The sequence below is a fragment of the Pseudomonas frederiksbergensis genome (assembly GCF_900105495.1).
GTDB lineage: Bacteria > Pseudomonadota > Gammaproteobacteria > Pseudomonadales > Pseudomonadaceae > Aquipseudomonas > Aquipseudomonas frederiksbergensis.
This window is the reverse complement of sequence record NZ_FNTF01000002.1, coordinates 4,759,745-4,786,729: the sequence shown is the minus strand read 5'-3', so window position 1 is coordinate 4,786,729 and position 26,985 is coordinate 4,759,745. Positions and strand designations below refer to the sequence as shown.

Annotated in this window: 19 protein-coding genes, 1 tRNA gene and 1 pseudogene; 14 read left to right on the top strand and 7 right to left on the bottom strand. The window is 61.2% G+C overall.

Features of this window, described 5'->3' with window-relative positions; all coding sequences use genetic code 11:
• Positions 1-40: 40 nt before the first annotated feature.
• Positions 41-2,203 (top strand): condensation domain-containing protein, encoded by a 2,163-nt coding sequence (locus BLW70_RS22365; protein WP_235865017.1) that lies wholly within the window; start codon positions 41-43, stop codon positions 2,201-2,203.
• Between the two features lie 77 nt (positions 2,204-2,280).
• On the opposite strand, the gene basC is transcribed toward BLW70_RS22365, so the two are convergent.
• From basC to BLW70_RS22355, 3 genes and pseudogenes are all read right to left on the bottom strand, one after another.
• Positions 2,281-3,600: a putative histamine N-monooxygenase gene (basC, locus tag BLW70_RS22360; RefSeq protein WP_074877658.1), complete on the bottom strand. Its 1,320-nt coding sequence runs from the start codon at positions 3,598-3,600 to the stop codon at positions 2,281-2,283.
• Between the two features lie 82 nt (positions 3,601-3,682).
• Positions 3,683-4,195, bottom strand: coding sequence for a phosphopantetheine-binding protein (locus tag BLW70_RS31190; RefSeq protein WP_235865049.1), 513 nt, complete (start codon positions 4,193-4,195; stop codon positions 3,683-3,685).
• 243 nt (positions 4,196-4,438) lie between these two features.
• Positions 4,439-8,001 (bottom strand): annotated as a pseudogene (locus BLW70_RS22355) (AMP-binding protein); the annotation flags it as partial.
• A 136-nt stretch (positions 8,002-8,137) separates the two neighbouring features.
• Between BLW70_RS22355 and BLW70_RS22350 the strand changes: the two are divergent.
• The 5 genes from BLW70_RS22350 (at position 8,138) to BLW70_RS29845 (ending at position 13,255) form a co-directional block, all read left to right on the top strand.
• Positions 8,138-9,310, top strand: coding sequence for an isochorismate synthase (locus tag BLW70_RS22350; protein WP_074877656.1), 1,173 nt, complete (start codon positions 8,138-8,140; stop codon positions 9,308-9,310).
• 27 nt (positions 9,311-9,337) lie between these two features.
• On the top strand, positions 9,338-11,173 hold the full coding sequence (locus BLW70_RS22345) for a (2,3-dihydroxybenzoyl)adenylate synthase (RefSeq protein ID WP_074877653.1): 1,836 nt from the start codon (positions 9,338-9,340) through the stop codon (positions 11,171-11,173).
• A 64-nt stretch (positions 11,174-11,237) separates the two neighbouring features.
• A complete protein-coding gene (locus tag BLW70_RS22340; RefSeq protein WP_083383385.1) occupies positions 11,238-12,464 on the top strand; it encodes a histidine decarboxylase in 1,227 nt (408 codons plus the stop codon).
• 45 nt (positions 12,465-12,509) lie between these two features.
• Positions 12,510-12,827 carry an isochorismate lyase gene (locus BLW70_RS22335; protein ID WP_074877651.1) on the top strand — a complete coding sequence of 106 codons (318 nt, stop codon included), beginning with the start codon at positions 12,510-12,512 and terminating at the stop codon, positions 12,825-12,827.
• Positions 12,828-12,901: 74 nt separating this feature from the next.
• Positions 12,902-13,255, top strand: a complete 354-nt coding sequence (locus BLW70_RS29845; protein ID WP_174553773.1) for a fe2+ zn2+ uptake regulation protein — start codon at positions 12,902-12,904, stop codon at positions 13,253-13,255.
• A 196-nt stretch (positions 13,256-13,451) separates the two neighbouring features.
• Here the strand turns inward: BLW70_RS29845 and BLW70_RS22325 are convergent.
• A tRNA-Ser gene (locus BLW70_RS22325) sits at positions 13,452-13,539 on the bottom strand.
• A 123-nt stretch (positions 13,540-13,662) separates the two neighbouring features.
• Between BLW70_RS22325 and BLW70_RS22320 the strand changes: the two genes are divergently transcribed.
• The gene (locus BLW70_RS22320) at positions 13,663-14,334 is read left to right on the top strand and encodes a Bax inhibitor-1/YccA family protein (protein ID WP_045057637.1); all 672 of its coding nucleotides are present in this window, start codon (positions 13,663-13,665) and stop codon (positions 14,332-14,334) included.
• Positions 14,335-14,399: 65 nt separating this feature from the next.
• Here the strand turns inward: BLW70_RS22320 and BLW70_RS22315 are convergent, their stop codons facing one another.
• Positions 14,400-14,837, bottom strand: coding sequence for an Lrp/AsnC family transcriptional regulator (locus BLW70_RS22315; RefSeq protein ID WP_008155029.1), 438 nt, complete (start codon positions 14,835-14,837; stop codon positions 14,400-14,402).
• Between the two features lie 134 nt (positions 14,838-14,971).
• Between BLW70_RS22315 and BLW70_RS22310 the strand changes: the two genes are divergently transcribed.
• Positions 14,972-15,868, top strand: a complete 897-nt coding sequence (locus tag BLW70_RS22310; RefSeq protein WP_074877648.1) for a DMT family transporter — start codon at positions 14,972-14,974, stop codon at positions 15,866-15,868.
• 14 nt (positions 15,869-15,882) lie between these two features.
• Here the strand turns inward: BLW70_RS22310 and BLW70_RS22305 are convergent, their stop codons facing one another.
• Together BLW70_RS22305 and BLW70_RS22300 are read right to left on the bottom strand one after the other, a co-directional pair.
• Positions 15,883-16,926 (bottom strand): FUSC family protein, encoded by a 1,044-nt coding sequence (locus tag BLW70_RS22305; RefSeq protein WP_074877646.1) that lies wholly within the window; start codon positions 16,924-16,926, stop codon positions 15,883-15,885.
• Between the two features lie 44 nt (positions 16,927-16,970).
• On the bottom strand, positions 16,971-18,596 hold the full coding sequence (locus tag BLW70_RS22300) for an NADP-dependent glyceraldehyde-3-phosphate dehydrogenase (RefSeq protein ID WP_074877644.1): 1,626 nt from the start codon (positions 18,594-18,596) through the stop codon (positions 16,971-16,973).
• Positions 18,597-18,808: 212 nt separating this feature from the next.
• On the opposite strand from BLW70_RS22300, the gene BLW70_RS22295 reads away from it, so the two are divergent.
• The 6 genes from BLW70_RS22295 to BLW70_RS22270 all read left to right on the top strand — a co-directional run bounded on the left by BLW70_RS22295 (position 18,809) and on the right by BLW70_RS22270 (position 26,935).
• Positions 18,809-19,696 carry a Dyp-type peroxidase gene (locus BLW70_RS22295; protein ID WP_074877642.1) on the top strand — a complete coding sequence of 296 codons (888 nt, stop codon included), beginning with the start codon at positions 18,809-18,811 and terminating at the stop codon, positions 19,694-19,696.
• A gap of 16 nt (positions 19,697-19,712) precedes the next feature.
• Complete coding sequence (locus BLW70_RS22290; RefSeq protein ID WP_074877641.1) at positions 19,713-20,681, top strand: Gfo/Idh/MocA family protein; 969 nt, start codon at positions 19,713-19,715, stop codon at positions 20,679-20,681.
• Positions 20,682-21,203: 522 nt separating this feature from the next.
• Positions 21,204-21,821 carry a transcriptional repressor LexA gene (lexA, locus tag BLW70_RS22285; protein WP_074877639.1) on the top strand — a complete coding sequence of 206 codons (618 nt, stop codon included), beginning with the start codon at positions 21,204-21,206 and terminating at the stop codon, positions 21,819-21,821.
• A complete protein-coding gene (gene imuA, locus BLW70_RS22280) occupies positions 21,821-22,438 on the top strand; it encodes a translesion DNA synthesis-associated protein ImuA (protein WP_074877635.1) in 618 nt (205 codons plus the stop codon). The genes lexA and imuA overlap by 1 nt, the downstream gene beginning before the upstream one ends.
• 7 nt (positions 22,439-22,445) lie before the next feature.
• A complete protein-coding gene (locus tag BLW70_RS22275; protein ID WP_074877633.1) occupies positions 22,446-23,861 on the top strand; it encodes a Y-family DNA polymerase in 1,416 nt (471 codons plus the stop codon).
• On the top strand, positions 23,837-26,935 hold the full coding sequence (locus tag BLW70_RS22270; RefSeq protein WP_162493958.1) for an error-prone DNA polymerase: 3,099 nt from the start codon (positions 23,837-23,839) through the stop codon (positions 26,933-26,935). The genes BLW70_RS22275 and BLW70_RS22270 overlap by 25 nt, the downstream gene beginning before the upstream one ends.
• The last annotated feature ends 50 nt before the right edge of the window (positions 26,936-26,985 follow it).

The following is a 26,985-nucleotide window of genomic DNA, read 5'->3' as shown; positions in this document are numbered from 1 at the left end:
ACCACCTACTGTTTTGTTCGTTAAGGCGGGAAATTCCATGATGGAACGCAATCCAGATACAGCGACTCAGCTATCTGTCAGCGATTTTGAAGAGCATGCGTGGCTCTTGCAGCAGCAATACCCTGAACAAGCCCTCAAGCACTTTAGCGCATGGCGATTCACCGATGAGGTGGATCCGGCCAGGCTCGAGGCGGCGCTCAAGGCAGTCATTACCCACATACCGGAGCTCAACGTCCGCTATCGATTCAACGACGAGGGCGAGCTGCTCAAAGTGCGTGAAGATGATTGGCGGGCTTGCGTTGCGATGTTGCAGGCCGATGACGATAGTCAGGCACAAGAACTGTTGTTGGCGCACCAGTCCCAGCCGTGGGACGCTGAAAACCAGCCGCCTTTGGCTGCACTGATCGTGCAGATAAAAACCGATGTAATCCTGGCCTTTGTACTGCATCAAGTACTCGACCAGACCTGCCGCGAAGATGACCTGTACCGAATGACCCTGGATGCTTACGCCGGGCGCTCCGTGGGGGCTCCGCATTTGCCTTGGTTGCAGCGTCACGGCACAGCCGGCGCCGACGCAGCGGACACGGTCGCTGTGGCCCCGCCCGCTGATGCCGGTAAGGTGGTCACGGTCATCCTCGAAGAGTTTCGCAGTGCCCTGGGCGAGCCGACCATGGCGCAGGATGACGACTTCTTCGATTTTGGCGGCCACTCGCTGTTGGCCACCCGCATCATTGGCAAGCTGTTGAGCAGTCACGGCATTGAAGTCCAGTTCAACGACTTTTTCAGCACACCCTCGGCTGCGGCCCTGGCTTCGCGGGCTCAGGTCATTGGGACGGCGGGTGCATGTGCCTTGTCCGAGCAGGCTCACGAGGTGCAGAAAGCGCCGTTCGCCCTGGCCCAGGCTTCGCTCGGCCGCGCTTATGCCGCCTTTGAATTCGGTACCATTTTCAACTTGCCGTTTGCCCTGGATTTCCTCGACGAGGTCGATGAGCGTTTGTTCGAGCAGGCTTTTACCGACTTGATCGAGCGTCATGCCAGCCTGCGTACCACCTTCCATTTCGAGGCGGGCGAGGCTTATCAGCAAAGGATTGCGCCTGGTCAGTTGGGCCGCTTCAAGTGGTTCTGGTCCAGCGGTGAGAGTGAAGGGGCCTCACTGGCCAGCGAAGCAAGCTACCAATTCGACCTGTCCCGTGAACTGCCTATGCGCGTGCGGTTCTTGCGCGATCCGCAGAGTCAGCGGCAGACCTTGTCGCTGCTGGTGCACCACATGGCGATCGATGAATGGTCGCTCAACGTGATGATGGAAGAGCTGGGCAAGGCCTACCTGGCCCGTGCTGTCGGCAAGGCGCCTGTATGGGAAGCTCCAGCACCTTCGTTCCACGAATATTCGGTGCATGAGCAGGCCAAGGGGATGAATCAGCAGCATCTGGCCTACTGGACCGACATGCTTCGCCCTGCCACGCTCGGGCTGGCCCTGCCGGCTGTCGATGGCGCCTCCCGCGCAGCGGTGGGCGAGATTTCAACCAGGGCCGAGTGGTTCGAGATCAAGCCGGACCAAGCCCTGATCGACCACCTGTACAGTTTCGCCCGACAAAACAATTCGTCGCTGTTCGGTGTGGTGTACAGCGCGATTGCGTTGGCCTTGCACAAAGTCGGGGGATTGCAGGACCTGGTCATCGGCACGTCTGCTTCCGGGCGTACCGACCCTGCGTATTATGAAACGGTCGGCTACTTCACCACGATGGTGGCGCACCGTGTGCAGTTCGATTCCCGGCAGACCGTTGGCGCACTGATCGAAAACACCAGCCGCCTGATCAATGAGTCGATGGCCTATGCCGATGTGCCCATGGAGCACATCCAGCAAGCCTTGGGCATGACGCCCGCGGACGGCCTGTTGTTCGATGTCTACGTCCAGATCCACGCCAACAACGCGCTCAACGGTGCGTTGCCGACACCTGACGCGAGGTCGATCCGTTATCGGCACATTGACCCGGACAAGAACCAGTCAATGTTCGGTATCCAGTTCGAAATCATGGAAAACATGCTCGATGGCCAGCGCTCGTTGCGGCTGGTGGTGACTTACCGCTCGGACCGTTACAGCGCCGAGCAGATGGCACGCGTCAGCGCTGCCATCGAGCAGGTGTTCGCACTGTTCGTGAGCCCGGAAGGTGCTGCGGTGAAGGTTGAGCATGTGCGGGCCTGAAGCGTGATCGGGTAGCCGCTGCACGATAGTTTCCGGGGCGCCAGGCGCCCCGGATTTTTTTTGCGTGGGAGAAGAGCTTATTCCTCGTGCATTCCGTAACGCTGGAATGCCGAGCGCTTGGGCAGGCGGTAGTGCGATCGGCCCAGCAGTTGGTTGATTATCGTCGCATTGCGAATGGCGGCGATGCCCAGGTCGGGCGAGCCGACCCCATGCTGGAAGATCTCCGCGTTCTGCACGAAGATGCGCCCTTGACCGTTGTCGCAGCGCCGTGCGGTGAAGTCTTCCTCGACGATGCAGTCGCCGTGCTCGTCGGTCGCCAGCACGCTGCCCTTGAGGCGCTCGAACCATTGTGGCCAGGCATGTGCATACCCGGTCGCTGCAACAAGCGCATCCGCCTCGAAGCTGCTGGCCTGGCCCAGTTCGCGATGGCGATACATCACTTTCAGCTTGCCGGCGTTAGCCTCGACACGCTCGACCTCGCAATTGGACAGGAGCGTCAGCCCGGGGTTTGCGCCGCCGATCGAGCGCTCGTAGATCAGGTCGTAGAGGTCGCCGATGGTCGAGAAGCTGATGCCCTTGTACAGCAACCCTTGCCCAGCGACGATATCGCGGCGGCGCTCGCGGGGGATACTGTGGAAGTACTCCATGTAGGACGGGGTAAAGCACTCCTGGCCGAGCTTGGAATACTCCATCGGATGGAACCCGGGAGCACGGGTGATCCAGCGGATGGAAGCGCCAGCCGCGACCCGTTCCGGGGTCAACTCGTTGAACAGCGCCAGCACACATTCGGCAGCGCTTTGCCCGGAACCGATGACCGTCACTTGTTGGCACTGCGCCAGCTGCGCCTGGCGCTTGCCAAACTCCGCCGAATGCATGATTGGGGCCGAGCTCTTCACTTGTGCCCAATGTGGCAGGACCGGCGAGGTACCGATGCCCACCGACAGATGCCGGCTGTAGTAATGCCGTTTGAAGCCGGACACAGACTGGCTTTCGATCAGGAAACGGCCGGCATCGGCGTCATAGTGCACATCGCAGACTTCCTCGCCGAAGTGGCAGGCAGCCAATTGCTGAGACGCCCATCGGCAATAGTGGTCGTATTCCCGGCGCGGCACCTGGAAGTTGTCGTAGTAATAAAACTGGTAAAGGCGATCGTGCTGGTGCAGGTAATTCAGGTAGCTCAGTGGGTGAGTGGGGTCGGCCATGGTCACCAGGTCGGCCAGGAACGGCACCTGCAAGGTAGTGCCTGGCAATAGCAGCCCTTCGTGCCAGCGAAACTCGGTCTTGCGTTCAAGAAAGATGCCGCTCACCTCGGAATGGGTGGCGAGCAGTGCGGCGAGGCCCAGGTTGAACGGGCCAACGCCGACACCGGCGATATCTACAATGGGTGCATCCTTCATCCAGTACTTCTCCTTACATCCTGCTGTCAGAAAGCGGGCGTCACGTCGGCGCCCGCTCGGTTCATGGCAAAAAACAATCGGCTCAAGCGCCTGCTGCCGTAAGCAGTTGCGCCACCTCTTCGGAGTTGCGGCAACGCAACAGCTGTCCAGGCGATAGCGTCACGGCGAACTGCTCCTGCATCCGCGCCGATATGGCCTTCAAATGCTGTGGGCGCAGACCCAGGCTAATGAAGTCCGCTGGGGCAGCGTTATCGGTCCGCCCCAGCACCGTCAGGTAAATGTCCAGCACCTTGTCGTGCGCCGTTGGCAGGGCAGGGGCGTCGCCCGCGGGCTGAGTGCAGAGCAGCGCCCGTGCCCGCTGTCGGTCGACCTTGCCATTTTGCGAAAGCGGCAGCTCGGCAACGCTGATGAAGCGCGTGGGTACATGCGATTGCGCAAGGTGCAAGCGAGCGTAGTTGCGCAGCTCGGCTGCGCTCGGTGCTGCGCCAGCGGGGTCGCTGACGTAGAGCGCACCAAGGCTTACCTCGCCTTGGCGCGGGTCACCGAAATCAACCACCAGCACCTGTCGGAGCGAGCGATGCGTGCTCAATGTCATCTCGATATCCGGCAGCGAAACCCGGACCCCACGTACTTTCACGTAGCCATTGACCCGGCTGTCGAAGAGCAAGGTGCCATCGGTGCGATAACGCCCGCAGTCACCGGTTCGGAAAGCGCGGACCGGCAAACCTTGTAGGTCGTTGACGGTGATGAAGTCGGTTTGGACTCGCTCGCTACCTTGCAAGTAGCCCAGGGCCAGATTGACGCCGGCGGTGTGAATGCGCCCGACCACGCCCGCTGGGCAATGACGGCCCTGGTTATCCAGGACGTAATAGCTGTTGCCAGGCAGCGGTCGGCCATAAGGGATCTGCCCACGATCCTCCTCGCCGATTTCGTGCCAGATGCTCCAGATAGTGGTTTCGGTCGGGCCACCCAACGAGATCAACCGCGCGCCAGGCAGCAGGTCGCGCAATTGGGCAATCACCGTCGGTTTGAGGTAGTCCCCCCTTGGGCAATCAAGCGCAAGCTCTGCAATGCGTTGCCCGCGCGGCAGGCGAGGAGCATTTCCAGCATGGCCGGCACGGAGCACCACAAGCTGACCCGATGCTGGGCGATCAGCTGGTTCCAGCGCACTGCGTCCTTGTCCTCGCCCGGGCCAGGCAGCACCAGTGTGGCGCCAGCGGTGAGGCAGCCGAACACATCGAAAACCGACATGTCATGGTGCAACGGCGTGACCGACATGAATACGTCACTGGCGGTCACGGCCCAGTTGGCCAGGGTGCTGCCGATCACGTTGCTGGTGGCGCGATTGTTCAGCACGACGCACTTCGGTTGGCCTGTCGTGCCGGAGGTATACAGGTAGTACCCCGGGGCATCGTTCATGGACAGGTCGGCCAGCGTATCGGGTAGTGCCGCAGGCGTTGCAAGCAGCTCGCTGCTGGTGGCTGTTGGGTGCCCGACGGCTTCGGCATCGTTCAGCACCACCAGATCGGGCTGGCAATTGTCGAGCAGGTAGCGCCTTCTTTCTTCCGGCGCTGCGGCATCGATCGGTACCCACATCAGCCCCGCCAGTGCGCAGGCCAGCGTCAGTTGGGTGTGTTCGAAGCTACGCGGCAGGCAGATGGCGACCACCTGCCCCTGACGCAGCCCGCGGGCTTGCAGTGCGGCCATGATCCGGGCCACGCCGTCACCGAGTTCGTTATAGCTCAGTTGTCGGTCTGCGCAGATCAGGGCGATTTTGCGATTACCTGGCGTAAACAGATTGCGCGCTATCTGACCGAGGAACCCGTCACCGAAAGCCTCGCCAGGCGGGCTGTTCAAACGGTAATGGCTGGTGTCAATGATCGACGCTGCTTCCACCGCGAAATCGCTATTGCTAGCGATCCGTTCGATGGCGCGCCCCAGCGTATGCAGGATGTCGGTGACCAGCGGTTGCGCGAGCATCTGGCGGGCATAGTCGATGTCGAGCAGCAACGCCCCTTCGGCATTGGCGCAAAAGCGGATGTCCATGGCTACCTGAGGCGTCTGGGTCAGCCCGTCGTGCAGGCGCATGGCGCTGCTGGCGGGGGCCGAGGGCCAGGACAGGCCATTGGTGATGACCACGGGTAATACCGGGCCCGGACCGCACCTGTCGAACAGCAGGCGCGCCAAGTCCACACCGGAAAATGCCAGGTGCTGCAAGCCTTTCATCACGTCCACCTGCAAGCGGGTTGCACGCTCGATGAAACGCACGTCGTCCGCTGTCCAGTTGATCGCAATAAAGCTTGAGCGGTTGGCGAATGCAGCATCCGACAGTGGCGCAACGGGAATTGCCACGCACAGGTCACCTTCATTGACCCAGTGCGAAAGCACTTCGAGCACGACCGCCATCAGTGCGGAGTTCTTGAACAGCCCTTGGCGGGCGCCGACCTTGCACAGTTTTGCAAAGCTTTCCTTGGGTACAAGCAGGCTTTCTCGTGCGTAGCGCGAAGCGCCAACCCGGTCCAGGGCCACGAGCCAGGGCAGGCGTGGGGCGCCTGCGACGGGCGTCAGTTTGGTTGCCCAGTAGGCGGCGTCGACTTTTCGCTGCTCGCCCACATTCGCCTGTGCGGCTGTTGTCTCGCCCGACGGCTCTTGCGGTGTTAAGCCTTCGAACAATTCCAGCATCAACGTGGCGATCGAACGCCCATCCAGAATCAACGCATCCATGCGGGCGAATACCACCAACTGCCCCTCGGCCAGCTTGAATACGGTGATGTTCCACGGCGCACGGTCCAGATCGAAGAGGGCATGCGCAAAGTCGTCCCGCCGGGCATCGATATTGGCCAGCGCATCTTCGATCGAAAGGTGGCGAAGGTCGACTTCATCCAGATTCAACTGCACGTCTTCGCTGACGTACTGCACCCGTTTGTTCGGATCGATATGCGTGCGCAGGCCGGGATGGCGCCGGACCATTTCAGCCAGGCGGCTGTGCAGCAGGTCAAGCGCCATTTCGCCACGGTATTCGCGAAACTCTTGCATGGCCACGCCGCCGAGCGGCATCTGTGTGCTGCGCCCCAGGAGGTAGGCTTGTTGCAATGCATTCAGTGGCTGCTTCGATACCTTGCGGGGCAATGGCTGGTCGAAGGTAGCGGGGTTCCTGGCGATGTCGGTCACCAACGACAGGAATGCCTCGAACAGTCGCGTTACCCACGTCTGCGGCAGGGCGTCCAGGCGGATATCCCAATTGATCAGGATGCCGCCGTCGGCGCAGGCAAATTGTGCGTCGAGCGCGACCTGCGGACCTTGCGAGATCAGCCAGTTCATTGATCCAAAGCTACGTCGAACGCGTTCGGAAAGCAGCTCGCCACCGGGCATATCGAGGGCGGCGGTAAAGACCACGGGAGACAACTGTGGTGAGCCATGATGGCGAGAAAGGTCGCGCATGACGTTCACGCCGGAGTAGGCGCAATGCTCGAGCAGGCTCACCATCTTTTGTGCCAGCTGAGTGCTCAGCGCTGCCGGGCTGGTGTCGGTCTGGTTCTCCACGTCGAGGATCAGCACATTGGCGAAATCGCCAATGATCTGGTCGACGCCGTCCAGCAGAGGGGGGCGCCAGAACGTCGGTACGTTGAGGCGAAACCGAGGGTCGTCGGTGTGCGCGCCGAGCACGGCCGCAAACAACCCGAGCATCAGGTTGGACAGGGTGATCCTGCGCTGCCGTGCCAGCTGCGTCAGCGCCTGGCGTTGCTGCGGGTCAAGCCAGGTGCTCAGGCGTTCGCTGCGGGCATGTGCTGGTTGCTGGTCGAGCAACGGCAGGCTCGGCGCCGGTGCGATGTTGCCCAGGCGCTCGCGCCACCAGTGGCGATCGCGCTCATGGGCGGCCTTGAACAGGGCATCCGTGCCCGCACGGTCCCACCAGTCGAAGAAGGTCGGCCGGGCTCCCGCTGGCTGCTCGTGGTTTTCATACCTGTCGGCCAGGTCTTCCATTAATGTGCGGAAACTCGAGGGATCGACGCCGATCATGTCGGTATCTACGTGCAGACGGAACTGCTGGTCGGCGAGCAGGCTGATACTGAAACGCGCAGGATTGGCGTGCCGCAGGTCCAGCTGTTGATGGCTCCACTGTTCACGTTTGCGCAGCAGGTGCTGAGTTGCCTCCTGCGCGGTCATCGAGCGCAGGTCGTCGACCTCGAGCTGGGGTGCCTGGTCGACCGAGGCGACGCTTTGTCGGCCGTCTTCGCTGATTCGCAAGCGCAGCATGGGGTGCATCGAAGCGATTTGGGCCAAGGCTGTGCGCAGCCTTTGCAGGTCAATCGCATGGCCGTCGAACTCAGCGTACAGATGAGCTGAAACTTTCCCTAGTGCCGCATGAGCAGTACGCCCGATCCAACAGGCGGCTTGCATCGAAGTTAACTCTCTCATGGATCACTCATATCACGTCATTGACAAGCCACAAGAAATGGCGTCCTCTATTATTAAGAACGAGAATGATTAAGATTCAAGAAAAATTTTAACCAGCTAGCATGGAGGCTGATGCAAGATGAGAACAAACGTCCTCAGGGCGGATGACATCGACAAGGCACAACAGGAAACGAGTTTCTCTTTCACTTCAGGTGATCGGGAGTTGGTGGTCAGTGGTGCGATGCAGCGGGTTGAAACCCCTGCCGTTGGTGGCGATGACCCAGAAAGTGTGTTTCAGAAGGCGGTCGCGCGGGCTTTCGAACGTGCCCGCCAAGCAGGCCAGGCGAACCCGATCATGGTCGGCGCCGTTCCGTTCGATCCCGCCGAGGCTTCTTGCCTCTATATCCCCGAACACGCCGAATGGCGTACACGCAATGCAGTAGCGGAAGCAGAGGGCGCGAGCGCCGCATTGCCCGAGCTGCTCGAACAACACGACATACCCGGCGAACATGCCTTCAAGTGCTCGGTAGAGCATGCCATCGTCAATTTCCGCCACAGCGATGTGCGCAAGGCGGTGCTTTCCACTCAACGTGAGCTGGTGTTTGCACAGGACGTCGATGCTGAGGTTGTCGAGCGCAACCTGCGTGCGCAGAACCCAAGCGGCTACCACTTCCGCGTGCCGATGGACGATGGCGGGGTACTGCTAGGCGTCAGCCCGGAGCTGCTTGTGCGCAAGGAAGGGCCGAGCTTCATTTCCAATCCGCTGGCCGGTTCGGCCAAGCGCATGGCCGATGCCGAGGCTGACCGCCGTAATGCCGCGTGGTTGGCGGCCTCGGAAAAAGATCACTACGAGCATCAATTCGTTACCAGCGATATCGCCTCCCGGGTGGGCGAATGGTGCACCCGCCTGGAGGTGCCCGAGCGTCCCTCCCTGATCAGTACGCCGGCGCTGTGGCATCTGTCTACACGCATAGAGGGCAACCTGATCGACCCGGGCGTGACAGCCTTGCAGCTCGCCTGCCGGCTGCACCCTACACCGGCCGTATGCGGTTTCCCTACCGAGCGCGCGCGGCGTTTGATCCGCTTCGTCGAAGCGGCCGAGCGCGGGCTTTTCACCGGCATGGTGGGATGGTGCGATGCACAGGGTAACGGGGAATGGGTCGTGACCATTCGCTGCGGCACGATCAGACGCAATCGTGTCCGGCTGTTTGCCGGCGCAGGCATCGTCGAAGCCTCGCAGCCTGACATGGAATGGGCGGAAGTCCAGACCAAGCTACGCACCATGCTGCGTGCTTGCGGATTGCCCCACTGAACCGAAACTTCTGAAGTGTGAAACCTTATGACTCTTGAATTCAATCACTGGCCCCAGGACAGAGCGCAGCGCTATCGCAATCATGGCTACTGGATCGACCAGCCACTTACGCAGATTCTTCAGCAGCGTTGCCAAGCCCAGCCGAATGCGCTGGCGGTAATCTGTGGAGAGCGGAGTTTCACTTACGCCGAACTCGATCGCCTGTCCTCCAACCTGGCTTCGCGCCTGGCGGCGCGAGGGCTTGGCCAAGGCGATACGGCGCTGGTGCAATTGCCAAACGTTGCCGAATTCTATGTGACGCTGTTTGCCCTGCTCAAAGCCGGCATTGCGCCGCTCATGGCGTTGTACAGCCACCGCAAGCTGGAGCTGACCTCGTACGCCAGCCAGATTCTGCCGAAACTGTTGATTGCCTCCCGCGATCATGAAGTGTTTCGCGATGACAGCTACGTTGCGTTCTTTGAGCAAGCCGGCGCCCAGCCGCAGGTCACTTTATTCCTGGGCGAGCCCGAGGCGCAGCGAAGCCTTGCGCAGTGGCTCGACAGCCCCAGCGACCGCCCGGTGCACTACGCACCCACGGCCGCGGATGAAGTGGCGTTGTTCCAGTTGTCGGGCGGCAGCACCGGTACGCCAAAGCTCATCCCGCGCACGCACAACGATTACTATTACAACGCCCGCGCCTGCGCCGACGTCTGTGCACTGACGACCCGTAGCCGTTTCCTCTGCGCGGTGCCCGCGGCGCACAATTTCCTGCTCAGCTCCCCAGGCGCCCTGGGCGTCATGCATGCCGGAGGCTGCGTGGTCATGGCCGCGAACCCGGAGCCTTTGACGTGTTTCGAGCTGATCCATCGGCACGAAATCAATACCGTGGCCCTGGTCCCCAGCGCTGTCGCGCTCTGGCTGCAGGCTGCACCGCAGCACCGTGAGCAGCTGCAATCGCTGGAATACTTGCAGGTCGGCGGCGCAGTGTTCGCCGACTCTCTGGCGCGCCAGGTACCCGAGGTACTCGGTTGTAAGTTGCAGCAGGTGTTCGGCATGGCCGAGGGGCTGATCAACTACACCCGCCTGGACGATAGTGATGAACAAATCTTCACCACCCAGGGACGCCCGATCAGCGCGGCAGACGAAATCAAGATCGTGGACGAGGAGGGCATGCCCGTCGCACTGGGCGAAACCGGCATGCTCGCCACCCGCGGCCCTTACACCTTCTGCGGTTACTACAAGAGCCCGGAGCAAAACGCCAAGGCGTTTGATCAGGACGGTTTCTATTACTCCGGCGATCTGGTGCAGATGACTGCTACCGGCGACCTGCGAGTCGTCGGGCGGATCAAGGACCAGATCAACCGCGGTGGTGAGAAGGTGGCCTCGGAAGAGATCGAGAACCTGCTGGTGCTGCATCCGGAGGTCACCCATGCCGGGCTGGTGGCAATGCCCGATGAAAAACTGGGTGAGAAGAGCTGCGCATTTGTCGTGACGCGCAACCCCAACCTCAAGGCGCCGGCGCTCAGGCGTCACTTGCTGGATCTGGGCATCGCCGAATACAAGTTGCCGGATCGTATCCGCATGATCGAGGTCATGCCGCTCACTGCCGTGGGCAAGATCGACAAGAAACAGCTGCGTCACCTGTTGGCGGTGGACACCACTCGCCAGTGGCTGCAGTCGCGGCTGGTGCAATTGCTCGAGGATGGCGATGAGCTTGATCCAGAGGAAAACCTGATCTTCTACGGCCTGGACTCTCTGCAAGTCATGAAGCTGGCGACCGAGCTCAAGGAGCGTGGCATTGCGGTGAGCTTTGAAGAGCTGGCCAGCGCCCCCACCCTGACGGGTTGGTGGTCGCTGGTGGAGGCGCGCCAAAAGGCCGCCTGACAACCAGCAATGGGCCGCACCGATTATGGCGCGGCCTTTAAGGTCAGTTTAAAAGGAGTTGGATATGACTTTGTCTTTCGCCGATAAAACCCGGCTGGATGAATTTTGGCAGCATTGCCTGGAACATCAGTTTTTCAACATTGGCTACCCGGAGAACGCCGACTTCGATTACTCGGCGCTGCATCGCTTTATGCGCTTTTCCATCAACAACTGCGGGGATTGGGCGACCCCCAGCAACTATGTGCTGAACACCTTCAACTTCGAGAAAGACGTGATGGCGTACTTCTCCGAACTGTTCGACATTCGCCTGGAGGACAGCTGGGGCTACGTCACCAACGGCGGCACCGAAGGCAACATGTTCGGTTGTTACCTGGGCCGGGAGCTGTTTCCCGACGGCACCTTCTATTACTCCAAGGACACCCATTATTCGGTGGCAAAAATCGTCAAGCTGCTGAGGATCAAATGCCGCGCGGTCGAATCGCTGCCCAATGGCGAGATCGACTACGACGACCTCCTGGCGAAGATCGCTGCCGACAACGAGCGCCACCCGATCATCTTCGTCAACATCGGCACGACCATGCGTGGTGCGGTCGACAACATTGCAGTCATCCAGCACCGCCTGCAATTGGCGGGCATCGCCCGCAAGGATTACTACCTGCACGCCGATGCGGCACTGAGTGGGATGATCCTGCCTTTTGTCGATCAGCCACAGCCGTTTACCTTTGCCGATGGCATCGACTCGATCTGTGTCTCCGGCCACAAGATGATCGGCTCGCCGATCCCCTGTGGGATTGTCGTGGCCAAGCGCGACAACGTCGAACGCATCTCCGTCGACGTCGATTACATCAGCGCCAGCGACAAGACCATCAGCGGTTCACGCAATGGCCATACGCCGATGATGATGTGGGCGGCGCTACGCAGTTACTCGCCGGCGCAATGGCGCCGGCGCGTCCAGCATAGTCTGGTGATCGCCCGGCATGCCGTCGACCGGCTGCAGGCCGCGGGCATTGCGGCCTGGCGCAATGAGAACTCGATTACCGTGGTGTTCCCGTGCCCCTCTGCGCGTATTGCGAAGAAATACAGCCTGGCGACATCCGGTGATAGCGCACACCTGATCACCACGCCCCATCATCGAGATACCCGCATGGTTGACGCACTGATCGACGAGATCATTGCCGAAACACAGCCGCAAGCCTGGCGTGCAAAACGCGACGACAGCGATGATCCTACCGTCGGCATTCGGCTCCAGACGCACGTCCGCCTGCCTGATTCGCGCTTCGATGTCATATGAACATTCCCCGACGATTTCCACTTCTGCAGATTTGAGACACTCACAATGTTGCCACTGAAAAGCCCTGATGCCTGCACCAGCCTTAACGATATCCGGGCGGGTATTGACCACCATGACCGGCAAATCTTCGAGGCACTCGAAAAACGCCTGCGCTATGTCAAGGCTGCCACGCAATTCAAAACCAATGAGCAGGCCATTCCGGCCCCGGAACGGGTTGCCGCGATGCTTGAGCAACGCCTCGCGTGGGCCGCTGACGCCGGGTTTGACCCGGCCTTTATCAAAACGCTGTACGAACACATCATCCATTGGAACATCCAGCAGCAAATACTCCACTGGCGTTCGCTTCATCCTGCGCAATCCTGATTGCGCGGCAGCTTCGGGCCGTCAGGCGGCCCGATTCGAGAAATATTGGTTTGCGGTACGCCAGGGAGGCGTCAATGTACAGAGCGTTCGACTGCAGGAGCAGTAATGAACATATCCACGAGTTGCTTCAGCGCTACGGCTTACGCAGCAGTTTGCTGAGGCTCAAGATCATCGCCATCCTGCAAAGTGCGGTTGCGCAAGGCAGATCCATAAGCGTGCGGGATGTGCATGAAAAGCTCCATGCCCTGGAGCTGACGGTCATCAGTATCCGGGAGGCGCTCAAGCGGTTGTCTGCCGTCGGGGTGATTGTGGTCAACCCGGACAGGACTTACAGCCTGGCGGCCAAGGCGCTGCTCATGCTGGGAACGGGGCGGCAGCCGCAAGGCCGTGTGGCCGGGCTCGCAGAGGCTGATGCCTTCCCCACGTAACGCCAATCGGCACTGACCAGGTCGACGTCTTCCCAGCGCATCTGCACCAGTTCGCCAGGGCGGACCGGCAACATGACAAGCAGACGCATCGCGGTGGCAACGCTGCCGTCGTTGCAGTCATCCCGAGCGCCGAGATTTTCACCAAACCCCAGAAACGACAAAGCCCTGACTAATCAGGGCTTTGTCGGTACAAATATGGCGGAGGCGATGGGATTCGAACTCATGGACCTGTTACAGTCGACGGTTTTCAAGACCGTTGCCTTAAACCACTCGGCCACACCTCCGTTTGCGTTGCGGGCGCCATAATACCTGAATGAAACACACTGTCAAACTCTCCGCATAGCTTGTTACAGAGCGTCTGTTATGATCTTTGCGACTGAACGTTTCAAACCAACAGGAGTGTCGCCATGCGCGAACAGGATTACGCAGTTAATAACAGCGTGCAGGCTGAGCAGCTAGAGGTTAGCCGCGTCCTGCGCAACACTTACGGCTTACTCGCTCTCACCCTCGCATTCAGCGGCGTGATGGCGTATGTCGCTCAGCAGATGCGCGTCGGCTACCCGAACATTTTCGTGGTGCTGATCGGTTTCTACGGCCTTTTCTTCCTCACCAACAAACTCCGTGATTCGGCTTGGGGCCTGGTGTCGGCATTTGCCCTGACCGGTTTCATGGGTTTCCTGCTCGGCCCGATCCTCAACCGTTACCTGGGTATGCAGGGCGGCGCCGAGGTGGTCAGTTCCGCGTTTGCGATGACTGCGCTGGTGTTCGGCGGTCTGTCGGCCTATGTGCTGATCTCCCGCAAGGACATGAGTTTCCTCAGTGGCTTCATCACTGCGGGTTTCTTCGTGTTGCTGGGTGCGGTGGTTGCCAGCTTCTTCTTCCAGATCAGTGGTCTGCAACTGGCGATCAGCGCAGGTTTCGTGCTGTTCTCCTCGGTCTGCATTCTGTTCCAGACCAGCGCCATCATTCACGGCGGCGAGCGCAACTACATCATGGCGACCATCAGCCTGTATGTATCGATCTACAACCTGTTCGTCAGCTTGTTGCAGCTGTTCGGCATCATGAGTCGCGATGATTAATCGTCAGCCTTGAGGAAAAAACCCGCTTCGGCGGGTTTTTTCTTGCCTGCGATTTGAGTGAGAACTCACGCCATCGGTGGCAAGCGGCGCTTGACCGGGGTTTTCTTGACGATTGCAGTGTTGGTTTCGGCGTGGGTGTTGAGGCGGTCGAGCAGGGTGTCCAGTTGTTCCATCGAACGCACATGCAGGCGAGCGATAAAACAGTCGTCGCCGGTGACTTTATCGCACTCGGTAAATTCGGGAATGGCCTGGATCTGCCGTTCCACTTCCTGCAACTGGCCTGGCAGCGGGCGAATACGGACGATGGCCTGGAGTTGATAGCCAAAGCATTTGGGGTCGATCTCGACGGTGTAACCCTTGAGCACGCCACGCTCTTCGAGACGACGCAAACGCTCGGCGACGCTGGGCGAAGACAGGCCGCTGATTTGCGCCAGAGCCTTGAGCGAGCGGCGTGAGTCTTCCATCAATGCCGTGATCAGCACTTGGTCGATATCGTCGGTCATGACGAACCCCTATTAGGCAATTAATAAAAACCGCCTTGATAAAAAAGGCAGATTTCGAGTTTAGCCTGCTTTTTGCGCTGGAGAAGCCCCTCGGCGGATTGGCATACTTTGGGCTCAAACACAGGAGTCTGATGATGGACAAAACCATACGTCACGGGTCATTTGAAATGACCGCCGCCATGCTGATTTCCGGGACCATCGGCTGGTTCGTGCTGGTGTCCGGGCAACCGGTGCTGGACGTAGTGTTCTGGCGTTGCGTGTTCGGCGCCGGCACGTTGTTGCTGATCTGCGCGGCATTCGGCTTCCTCCGTCCCGGCATTCTTACCCGCACCACGTTCTTGCTGGCTGTGCTCAGCGGCGTGGCGATTGTCGGCAACTGGGTGCTGTTGTTTGCTTCTTACTCCCGCGCCTCGATTGCCATCGGCACCGCGGTTTACAACGTTCAGCCGTTCATGTTGGTGGGGTTGGCCGCGTTGTTCCTCAACGAGAAAATCACTCTGCAGAAACTGTTCTGGCTGGGTATTTCGTTTCTCGGGATGCTGGCGATTGTCAGCGCACATGGCGGGCAGGGCGAGAACGGTAATGATTACCTGATGGGCATCGCTCTGGCGTTGGGGGCGGCATTTCTTTACGCGATTGCCGCGTTGATCATCAAGCGCCTGACTGGCACACCGCCGCATCTGATCGCGCTGATTCAGGTCACCACCGGCGTGCTGTTACTCGCGCCGTTCGCGCACTTTTCGGCACTGCCGCAAGCGCCGAGTGCCTGGGCCAGTCTGGTAACCCTGGGCATTGTCCATACCGGCGTGATGTATGTGCTGCTCTATGGCGCGATCCAAAAACTGCCGACGGCACTGACCGGTGCGTTGTCCTTCATCTACCCGATTGCGGCGATTTTCGTTGACTGGTTTGCCTTCGGCCATCGCCTGGAGCCGCTGCAATGGATCGGTGTAGCCGCGATTCTGTTGGCCGCTGCCGGCATGCAACAGGGTTGGACCCTGAAATTTCGTCGGACGGTAACAACGCAGTAAGCCGTAAACAAACTTCAGATGTTCCAGCGCGGTGCCGTCTTGGCCAAGCGCTGGCGCATCTCGCCGATGTTGGCGGCTAGCTGTCGGACCAATAACTGATATCCGTCCAGCGGGTTGTAAACCGTTGCGGTCAGGCTTGAATCCGACGGCAGTTCGACGGGCCGGTTCAACCGCTGGGAGGCACCGGATTTCAGCGCCCTGGCCATACCGATCAGTTGCACCCGAATCAGCCGATGCTCGGCTTTCAACGCCAATTGAAGACGGGCCATCGCATCGGGGTCACTGGCGTCAGGTCGGGTGTTGCCGAGGATTTCCAGAGTGCTGACACACATGCGCAAGTGGCGCTGAATGGCATCGAGTTCGGTCATGGAAATCCGCACTTCCTTGGACACCGACGGCATCAACGAGCGCAGTTGCACCATCACTGTGTTCAGGCGGCCCACCAGTTTATGGTGTTCGTCATCGGTAACCGATTGGCCATTGATGATGCGGCCGTAGATCGTCGCGCAGTCGCGCAAGGCATCGGCCAGGTTGTAGCGCCAGGAATAAACCGCGTAGAGCGGCAAGGCGAAAGAAAACGCCAGGGCCAGGGCGATGCCGATCAGGATGTCCACCCCACGCCACAGCCCGTCGGTGATCGGGTTGTCGCCATGCCCCGCGACAATAAACACGGTAATCGCCGAGAGCAGCGCGGTGTAACCGCCCTTGCCGATGGCGTGGTAGGAGAAGAATCCGCAGACCACGGCCATCGCGAAATAGGTCAGCCACGGCATCCCGAGCCACGCCTGTTGCGCCACCAGCAGCAAGCCGACGCCGGCTCCGATCAAGGTGCCGATGGCGCGTTCGGCGGCTTTTTTGCCGATGTTGCCGTGATGCTGCAGGCCGCCGATCACCACCAGCATCGTCACCGACGCCCACTCACCGTGGGGCAGGTTGATGCCGGTGGTCAGCAGGATCGTTGCCAGCAACCCCAGCGACACACGCACCGCGTGGATCACCCGGGCGTGGCGATAGCGCCGATACGGGTCGAGTAACGGACGCAGCAGTCGGCGCAACAGAGGTGGCAGTCGATGGTCTCTGAATGTGCTCAGGCTCGGTTTCCTCAGAAAATGTAATCGGTGGTCAGGAAGCTCGAACTGCGTCCGCTGATGATCTCGCTGATGAGTTCTTTGTTGGTTTCCTGGAACTTGGTCGCCACAAGCGTGCGAATCGAAAATACCCGCAACGCATCATGCACCGATAGCGTGCCTTCGGCGGAGTTCTTGCGACCGTTGAACGGGAAAGTGTCCGGGCCGCGCTGGCACTGGGCGTTGAGGTTGATCCGGCCGACCTGGTTGGCAAAGGTATCGACCAGCCGGCCGACCGCCACCGGGTTGGTGCCGAAGATACTCAGCTGCTGGCCGAAGTCTGATTCCAGAACGTAATCGATCACCGTGTCCAGATGTCGGTAAGGCACGATTGGCACGACCGGGCCGAACTGTTCTTCCTGATAGACGCGCATCTGCGGCGTCACCGGGTACAGCACGGCGGGGTAGAAGAACGAAACGCGGGCCTCACCGCCATTGGGGTTGACCACGGCGGCGCCTTTGCTCACGGCATCCGCCACCAGCGAGTGCAGATAATCGACCTTGCTCGCTTCCGGCAACGGCGTCAGCGCCACACCGTTGTCCCACGGCATGCCGGGTTTGAGGTTGGCGAGTCTGGCGTTGAATTTGTCGATGAACGCTTCGACCACGTCTTCATGGACGAAGAGGATTTTCAACGCGGTGCAGCGCTGGCCATTGAAAGACAAGGCGCCGGTGAGCGCTTCGCTGACCGCGTTGTCCAGATCGACTTCGGGCAGCACGATGCCGGGGTTTTTCGCGTCCAGGCCCAATGCCGCACGCAAGCGGTGCGGTTTTGGATGGAGTTTTTTCAGGTCACTGGCGGCTTTGTTGGTGCCGATAAACGCGAAGATGTCGATTTTGCCGCTGGCCATCAGCGCGCTGACGGTCTCGCGGCCGCTGCCGTAGATCACGTTGATCACCCCGGCCGGGAAGCTGTCGCGGAACGCTTCCAGCAGCGGACGAATCAGCAGTACACCGAGCTTGGCCGGTTTGAACACCACGGTGTTGCCCATGATCAGCGCCGGAATCAGCGTGGTAAAGGTTTCGTTCAACGGGTAGTTGTAAGGTCCCATGCACAACGCCACGCCCAGCGGTACGCGGCGGATCTGGCCGAGGGTGTCCTGTTCCAGTTCGAAACGGCTGGAGCGGCGGTCGAGCTCCTTGAGCGCATTGATGGTGTCGACGATGTAATCGCAGGTGCGGTCGAACTCTTTCTCCGAGTCCTTGAGGTTTTTGCCGATTTCCCACATCAGCAACTTGACCACGGCTTCGCGCTGTTCACGCATGCGTGCGAGGAAGGCTTCGACGTGCTGGATGCGTTCGGCTACGCGCATCGTCGGCCACAGACCCTGGCCCCGGTCATAGGCGCGGACGGCGGCGTCGAGCGCGGTCAATGCGGTGTCGGCATCGAGCAGTGGCGTGCTGCCGAGGATTACTTGTTCGTCGCCATTTTCGCCGGTCAGGTACACCGGGCTGCGGACTTGGGCGAGGGGCCCGGACCAGGTTTTCAGCTCACCGTCGACCAGGTATTCACGCTGCTCGGTCTGGCCGTCGAGGCGGTATTTTTCCGGGATGTCGCTGGCGTCGGGAAACAGGTTGCCAAGGATGTGTGCTGTGGTCATGTCGCTACCCCGTCTGGATTGGGTGATGCAATTGATGAATCGTTTTAGCAGACCTCGGACTCGCTTGTCATGACTCATCTTAGGATTCTTTTAGCTCGACGTTGCGGATCGTCGTAGCGGCTACAGGGTTACGGGGCTGCGACCTTTTGCCCTGAAAACACACAAGTAACGATCCTGCGGTTAAACTTCGCGCTCTTTCTGAAGGAGTTCATATGAGTTACTACCAGCCGGGCATTCTCGCCACCCCAGTTCCGCCTCAAGCTCGTCATATGTTCTTCGCACTCGAATCCGCCGCTGCCTTGCCGGCCGCGCTGGAGAATCTCAAGGGCCTGGTGGACGGGAAGTCGGCCGTGGTCGGGTTCGGTGAGTCCCTGGTCAAGGCCCTCAAGGGCCAAATCGAAGGCCTGCGCGCTTTTCCAGCGTTGACCGGTGTCGGCCTCGACAACCCGTCCACCCAGCACGCGCTCTGGTGCTGGTTGCACGGTGTCGACCGTGGCGAATTGCTCAACCGTAGCAACGCCATCGAAGCCGCGCTGGCCCCGGCCCTGCGCCTGGTGCAGATGAACGAAACCTTCCGCCACCTTACTGGCCATGATCTGACCGGTTACGAAGACGGCACCGAAAACCCTCACGACGAAGCCGCCGTCGCCGCCGCGCTGGTGAGTAACGGCGCTGACGGAACGGTCGGCGGCAGTTTCGCCGCGATCCAGCAATGGCAGCACGACCTGAAGGGTTTCCACGCGATGCCGTCCGATGAGAAGGACAACATCATGGGCCGTCGTTTGAGCGACAACGAAGAAATCGACGACGCGCCGATCTCCGCTCACGTCAAACGTACCGCCCAGGAAAGCTTCGCCCCCGAGGCCTTCGTGGTGCGCCGTTCCATGCCGTGGATCGAAGGCGATCGCGCCGGCCTGATGTTCCTGGCCTTCGGTTTCTCCCTCGACGCCTTCGAAGCCCAACTGCGCCGCATGAGCGGTCTGGAAGACGGCATCACCGACGGTTTGTATCGCATCAGCCGGCCGATCACCGGCGGCTACTACTGGTGCCCGCCGCTCAAGGACGGGCATCTGGACCTGCGCGCACTGCGCGTCGGCTAAACATCTGGGAGTGAGTATGAACGTGGTGCGCTGGGGCATGATCGGGTGTGGCAGCGTCGCTGAACGCAAGAGCGGACCGGCCTTCTACAAGGCGCCCGGCTCGGCGCTGGTGGCGGTGATGGGCCGGCGTCTGGACGCGGTGTCGGATTACGCCGCGCGTCACGGCATCGCTCGGGTCTACACCGATGTCGACGCGCTGATCAATGATCCCGAAGTCGACGCGGTGTACATCGCAACGCCACCTGACAGCCATCACGCTTACGCCTTGAGAGTGGCCGCCGCCGGCAAACATTGCTGCGTCGAGAAACCCATGTCGTTGAATGCCGGGCAAAGCCGCGAGATGCAAAAGGCCTTTGCCGATGCCGGGCTGCACCTGTTTGTTTCCTACTATCGGCGTTCACTTCCCCGCTTCCAGCAAGTGCGGCAATGGCTGGAGGAAGGGCGGATCGGCGAGGTCCGGCATTTGACCTGGACCCTGACCAAAGCGCCATCCCCGACCGATCTTGGCGGTACCGATAACTGGCGCACCGACCCGGCTATTGCGGGTGGTGGTTATTTCGCCGACCTGGCCAGTCATGGCTTCGATCTGTTCCAGTACCTGCTTGGCGACATCGTCGAAGTCGCCGGGTTTACCGCGCACCAGGCCGGTTTGTATACCGCCGAGGATGCCGTCAGCGCCAGTTGGCGATTTGCTTCCGGCGCTCTGGGTATGGGCTGCTGGAATTTCGTCGCAGACCGCCGCGAAGATCGGGTCGAGCTGATTGGCAGCACAGGCCGGATCAGCTTTTCCGTATTCGATGAGCATCCGGTTCAGCTTGAAGCCGATGAAAGCCTCAGCCTGCACATCGAGAACCATGAGCACATTCAGTGGCATCACGTGCTGGGCATGAACGCGCATCTTCGGGGAGAAGCGCGGCATCCGGCGCTGGCCGAACAAGCACTGAAAACCGATTGGGTGATGGACCAGATCCTCAAGCGCGGATAACGCTCACTGAATGCCTCACCGATGTAGCAGTTGCCGAGCAGCGTGAGGCTGCGGTTCGGCGCATCTGAAAGTCGAAATCCCTTGCTCCGTTGAAACTCAATCCAAATGGAGAGCGAAGAGGCCGGCATAGCTTGCATCTGCATTGACTGAACGGTCGCCATCGCGAGCAGGCTCGCTCCCACAGGTTTCGTGGCGTAGGCAGGATTTGCGGCTGGCTTCGATCCATTGTGGGAGTGAGCCTGCTCGCGATGAGGCCGGCATAGCTTGCATCTGCATTGACTGAACGGTCGCCATCGCGAGCAGGCTCGCTCCCACAGGTTTCGTGGTGTAGGCAGGATTTGCGGCTGGCTTCGATCCATTGTGGGAGTGAGCCTGCTCGCGATGAGGCCGGCCCTGAGTAGTACGGAGCCTCATTCACCCTGTCGGCCTCCGCCGACACCGTAATTTGTGTTTACCTCAGGTTGTGTGATCGACCGCCAGCTGACTGGCGGTCCTTGCCAGGAAAAAACCAAAAGAGTACAAATGTACTCCATGACGACTTTAACTCCCCGCCGTACCGCCATCCTGACCTTTATCCGCGATCGAATCGCCGAGCAGGGCCAGTCCCCGAGCCTCGCTGAAATCAGCGAGGCGTTCGGTTTCGCCTCCCGTAGCGTGGCGCGCAAGCATGTGCTGGCGCTGACCGAGGCCGGTTTTATCGAGGTCAATGCGCATCAGGCCCGGGGCATTCGTTTGCTCGGACAACCGGCGCGGCCCGAGTTGCTGGACATTCCGGTACTCGGCCGAGTGGCGGCGGGTGCGCCGATCGGTGCCGATGCCGAGGTTCACAGCCGCTTGCTGCTCGACCCGTCGATCTTCTCGCGGGTGCCGGATTACATGCTGCGGGTCCAGGGTGACTCGATGATCGAGGACGGCATTCTCGACGGTGACCTGGTGGGCGTGCACCGCAATCCCGAGGCGGTCAACGGCCAGATCGTCGTCGCGCGACTCGACGGCGAAGTCACCATCAAACGTTTCGAGCGGGTCGGCGAGGTTGTCCGATTGCTGCCACGCAATCCGGCCTACAAGCCGATCATCGTCGAAGCCAGTCAGGACCTGGCCATCGAAGGGGTGTTCTGCGGCCTGGTGAGGCAAGGGTGATGGGCGCCGTCGTTGCGCTGGATACTCTGTTCAATGGCGGCCAGGTCTGGAAGGGCCGGCCTGCGCCACCGGCCGTCAGCCCGCAACCCACCGGGCATGCTGCGCTGGATGCGGCGTTGCCCACCGGTGGCTGGCCGGAAGCGGCGGTGACCGAAATCCTTTTGGCCGGGCAGGGTGTTGGCGAGTTGCAACTGGTGTGGCCGGCGCTGGCGCGGTTGTCCGCCGCGGGCGAGCGCATCGTGCTGGTGGCGCCGCCTTACGTGCCATATCCCCAGGCCTGGCAGAACGCCGGGGTCGATCTGCGTCAGTTGTCGATCATCCAGGCTTGCGAGCGCGATGCCTTGTGGGCAGCGGAACAATGCCTGCGTTCAGGCAGTTGTGGCGCAGTGCTGTGCTGGCCGCACAAGGCCGATGACCGGGCGTTGCGGCGCTTGCAGGTGGCGGCGGAAACCGGCTCGACCCTGGCGTTTGCCTACCGCTCGATCAATGAGGCGATCAACCCTTCGCCCGCGGCACTGCGCATCGCCATCGATGCCAGGCCTGCACAATTGCGCGTGCTCAAGTGTCGGGGCGGGTTGGCGCGTTCGGCGCCGATTGCCTTCCCCGTGGGACATTGAGGTTGCCATGCGCTGGGTGTGCATTCTCTTCCCGCAATTGGCGCTGGACGCGGTACTGCGTCAGCGTTCCGATCCCGATGAACCGCTGGCGCTGCTGACCGGCCCGGCCCAACGTCGGGTGTTGCAAGCGGTCAACGCTTCGGCCCGGGCGCTGGGCTTGCGTCCGGGCCAGTCGATGACCGCCGCCCAGGCCTTGAGCAAAGGCTTTGTCACGGCTGAATACGACGCTGCCGAGATCGAGCACTGGCAGCAGTTTCTGGCCGCCTGGGCTTATCGATTCAGTTCACAAGTCAGCGTGCATTACCCGCGTGCGGTGGTGTTTGAAATCGAGTCCAGCCTGGGATTGTTCGGCGCCTGGCCGCAATTCGAGGCGCGGTTACGCGCCGAACTCGGCGAGTTGGGGTTTCGCCATCGGATTGTTGCCGCGCCCAACCCGGTGGCGGCACGGGTACTGGCCAACGCTTATGACGGTCTGGTGGTGCCCGACGATCAAGCCTTGCAGCATCATCTAGGGCAGTTGCCTATCGACCGGATCGGGCTGGAAACCAGCGTGGCCACCGCGTTGTCGCGCATGGGGCTGCGCACCTTGAGCCAGGTTCAGGCGTTGCCTCGCCATAGTCTGGCCCGGCGTTTCGAGGCCCGGGTGCTCAAGCATCTGGACGCCTTGCTCGGGTTACGGCGGCTGGCGCTGGCGTTCTACCTGCCGCCGGACCGGTTCGATGTGCGCATCGAGCTCAACTTCGACGTGCAGTCCCATCAGGCGCTGCTGTTTCCGTTACGCCGGCTGACCGGCGACCTGTCGGCGTTTCTTTGCGGTCGGGACAGCGGCGTGCAGCGTTTTGACCTGCACCTGGAGCACGCCGGGCTGCCGGACACCGTCATCAAGGTCGGCCTGCTCAGCGCCGAACGTGATCCGGCGATGCTCTTTGAACTGGCCCGGGGCCGGTTGGAGCACGTCCAGGTCGAGGCCCCGGTGCGCGGTTTTCGCCTGCGCGCCGAAGACTTGCCGGCCTTCGTTCCCCAGTATCAGGAGCTGTTCGACGACCGCCCGCAGCAGTCCTTGCCCTGGGAGCAACTGCGCGAACGCTTGCGCGCGCGGTTGGGGGATGACGCGGTGCAGGGCTTGCGGTTCCAGGCCGATCACCGGCCGGAATGCGCGTGGCAGGCCAGTGTCGACAGTCAGCGCTGTGCAGGGCTGCCCGGCGTGCAACGTCCGGGTTGGCTGCTGACCGAACCACTGGCGGTGCACGAAGGTTCGGCGCGCATCCTGATGGGGCCGGAGCGCATCGAGTCCGGTTGGTGGGACGGCGCCGATGTGCGCCGTGATTACTTCCTGATCGAAACCCGTTCCGGCCAGCAGGGCTGGGCCTACCGTGCGGTCGGTGAGGACGGTCCGTTGTGGCTGCAAGGCTGGTTCGCATGAGCATCGACTATGCCGAGCTGCACTGCCTGTCGAACTTCAGTTTCCAGCGCGGTGCTTCCAGTGCCCTCGAACTCTTTCAGCGGGCGAAAAAGCACGGCTATCAGGCCTTGGCGATCACCGATGAATGCACCCTGGCCGGTATCGTCCGCGCCTGGCAAGCGGCCAAAGCCGTGGAGCTGCCGCTGATCATCGGCAGCGAAGTGCGCATCGAGAACGGTCCGAAACTGGTGTTGCTGGTGGAAAACCTCGAGGGTTATCAAGCGCTGTGCCGATTGATTACCCGAGCCCGACGCCGCACGCAGAAAGGCCAGTATCAAGTGCTGCGCGAGGACTTCAGCGAACCCTTGCCGGGCCTGTTGGCATTGTGGGTGCCGGACGCGGTCGATGACTTCGAACAGGGCCGCTGGCTGAAACAGACCTTCGCCAATTGCCTGTGGCTGGTCGTCCAGCTGCATCGCGGCCAGAACGATACCCGACGGCTGAACGAGCTGTTGATGCTGGCAAGGGAGCTGCGAATCCCGGCAGTGGCCAGCGGTGATGTGCACATGCACGCTCGTGGACGGCGCGCCTTGCAGGACACCATGACTGCGATCCGTCATCACGTGCCGGTGGCGGAGGCCGGGTTGCGTCTTCATCCCAATGGCGAGCGGCATGTGCGCAGTCTTGAGGCTCTGCAATCGATCTACCCGCAAACCCTGCTCGACGAAACGCTGAACATCGCCCGGCGCTGCACTTTCGATCTCGGTCAGTTGCGTTATCAATATCCCCGGGAATTGGTCCCTGAAGGCCAGACAGCCACCTCCTGGCTGCGGCATCTGACCGAAGAGGGCATCGCGTGGCGCTGGCCAAAAGGACCGCAGGCCAAGGTGCTGACGCAGATCGACAAGGAGCTGGAGCTGATCGCCGAACTGGGCTACGAAAGCTATTTCCTGACGGTTCACGACATTGTGCGATTCGCCCGTGAGCAAAAAATCCTGTGTCAGGGCCGTGGTTCGGCGGCCAACTCGGCGGTGTGCTTTGCCTTGGGCATCACGGAAATCGATCCGGATCGCACCACGCTGTTGTTCGAGCGCTTTCTCTCCAAAGAGCGCAACGAACCGCCGGACATCGACGTCGATTTCGAACACGAACGCCGCGAAGAAGTCTTGCAGTACGTGTTCCAGCGTTATGGCCGCAGCCGTGCGGCGCTGACGGCGGTGGTCAGCACGTATCACGCGGCCGGCGCGGTGCGTGATGTGGCCAAGGCCCTGGGTTTGCCGCCGGATCAGATCAACGCCCTGGCCGATTGCTGTGGCCACTGGAGTGATGAAACACCGCCCGTGGAGCGCCTGCTTGAAGGCGGGTTCGATCCCGAGAGTCCGGTGCTGCGCCGGGTGCTGAGCCTGACGGGGCAGTTGATCGGGTTCCCCCGACACCTGTCCCAGCACCCCGGCGGTTTCGTGATTTCCGAGCAGCCTCTGGACAGCCTGGTCCCGGTGGAAAACGCCGCCATGGCCGAGCGCACCATCATCCAGTGGGACAAGGACGACCTCGATGCCGTCGGGCTGCTCAAGGTGGATATCCTGGCGCTGGGCATGCTCAGTGCGATCCGCCGCTGTTTCGATCTGTTGCGCCGTCATCGTCATCGGGACCTCAGCCTGGCGACGATCCCGGCCGAAGACTCGCCGACCTACGACATGATCGGCCGTGCCGACACCATTGGCGTATTCCAGATCGAGTCCCGGGCGCAGATGTCGATGCTGCCGAGGCTCAAGCCACGGACCTTCTATGACCTGGTGATCGAGGTGGCAATTGTCCGTCCGGGGCCGATTCAGGGCGGGATGGTGCATCCGTACCTGCGCCGCCGAAACAAGGAAGAACCCGAGGTCTATCCGTCCCCGGCACTGGAAGTGGTGCTCAAGCGCACGCTGGGCGTGCCGCTGTTCCAGGAACAGGTGATGCAGATTGCGATCGTCGCCGCCGACTACAGCCCCGGCGAGGCCGATCAGCTGCGCCGCTCCATGGCGGCCTGGAAACGCCACGGCGGGCTGGAACCGCACAAGGATCGCCTGGCCGCCGGGATGAAGAAAAACGGCTACACGGCCGAGTTTGCCGCGCAGATCTTCGAGCAGATCAAAGGCTTCGGCAGTTATGGTTTCCCTGAGTCCCACGCCGCCAGTTTCGCCTTGCTGACCTACGCCAGTTGCTGGTTGAAATGCCACGAGCCGGCGGCCTTCGCCTGTGCGCTGATCAACAGCTGGCCCATGGGTTTCTACAGCCCGGACCAGATTCTGCAGGACGCGCGCCGGCATCATTTGCAGATTCGCCCGGTGGACGTGCGCGCCAGCGATTGGGATTGCAGCCTTGAGCCGATCACTGGGGCTCAACCGGCGATTCGCATGGGATTGCGGATGATCAAGGGCTTTCGCGAGGACGATGCCCGGCGCATCGAAGCCGCACGGTCGAAGGGGGCGTTTATCGACATTGCCGACCTCGGCGAACGGGCGCGACTCGACGCCCGCGCCCAGGAACAACTGGCCGATGCGGGTGCGCTGCGTGGCCTGGCGGGTGACCGTCATCGGGCGCGCTGGGAAGTGGCGGGTGTGCAGAAACAGCTTGGCTTGTTCGCCGGTCTGCCGAGTCAGGAGGAGGGCGCGGTGTCGTTGCCCAAACCCACTGTCGGCGAGGACCTGCTGGCCGATTACAACAGTGTCGGCACCACGCTCGGCCCGCATCCGCTGGCTCTATTGCGGGGTGAATTGAAAGCCCGGCGCTGCCGCAGTTCGAAGGAACTGCTGGAGGTCGAGCATGGACGACCGGTCAGTGTCGCCGGGTTGGTGACCGGCCGACAACGCCCGGGCACCGCCAGTGGCGTGACCTTTGTCACCCTTGAAGATGAGTTCGGCAACGTCAACGTCATCGTCTGGCGCGACCTGGCCGACCGGCAGCGCCAGGTGTTGGTCGGCTCGCAATTGCTCAAGGTCGACGGGCGTTGGGAAAAGGAAGGCGAGGTGCGGCATTTGATTGCCGGACGGTTGAGCGACCTGAGCCCATTGCTCGACGGCATCAGCGTACGCAGCCGGGATTTCCGCTGAACCCAACCTGATCGTTCCCACGCTCTGCGTGGTAACGCCTCCCGTGACGC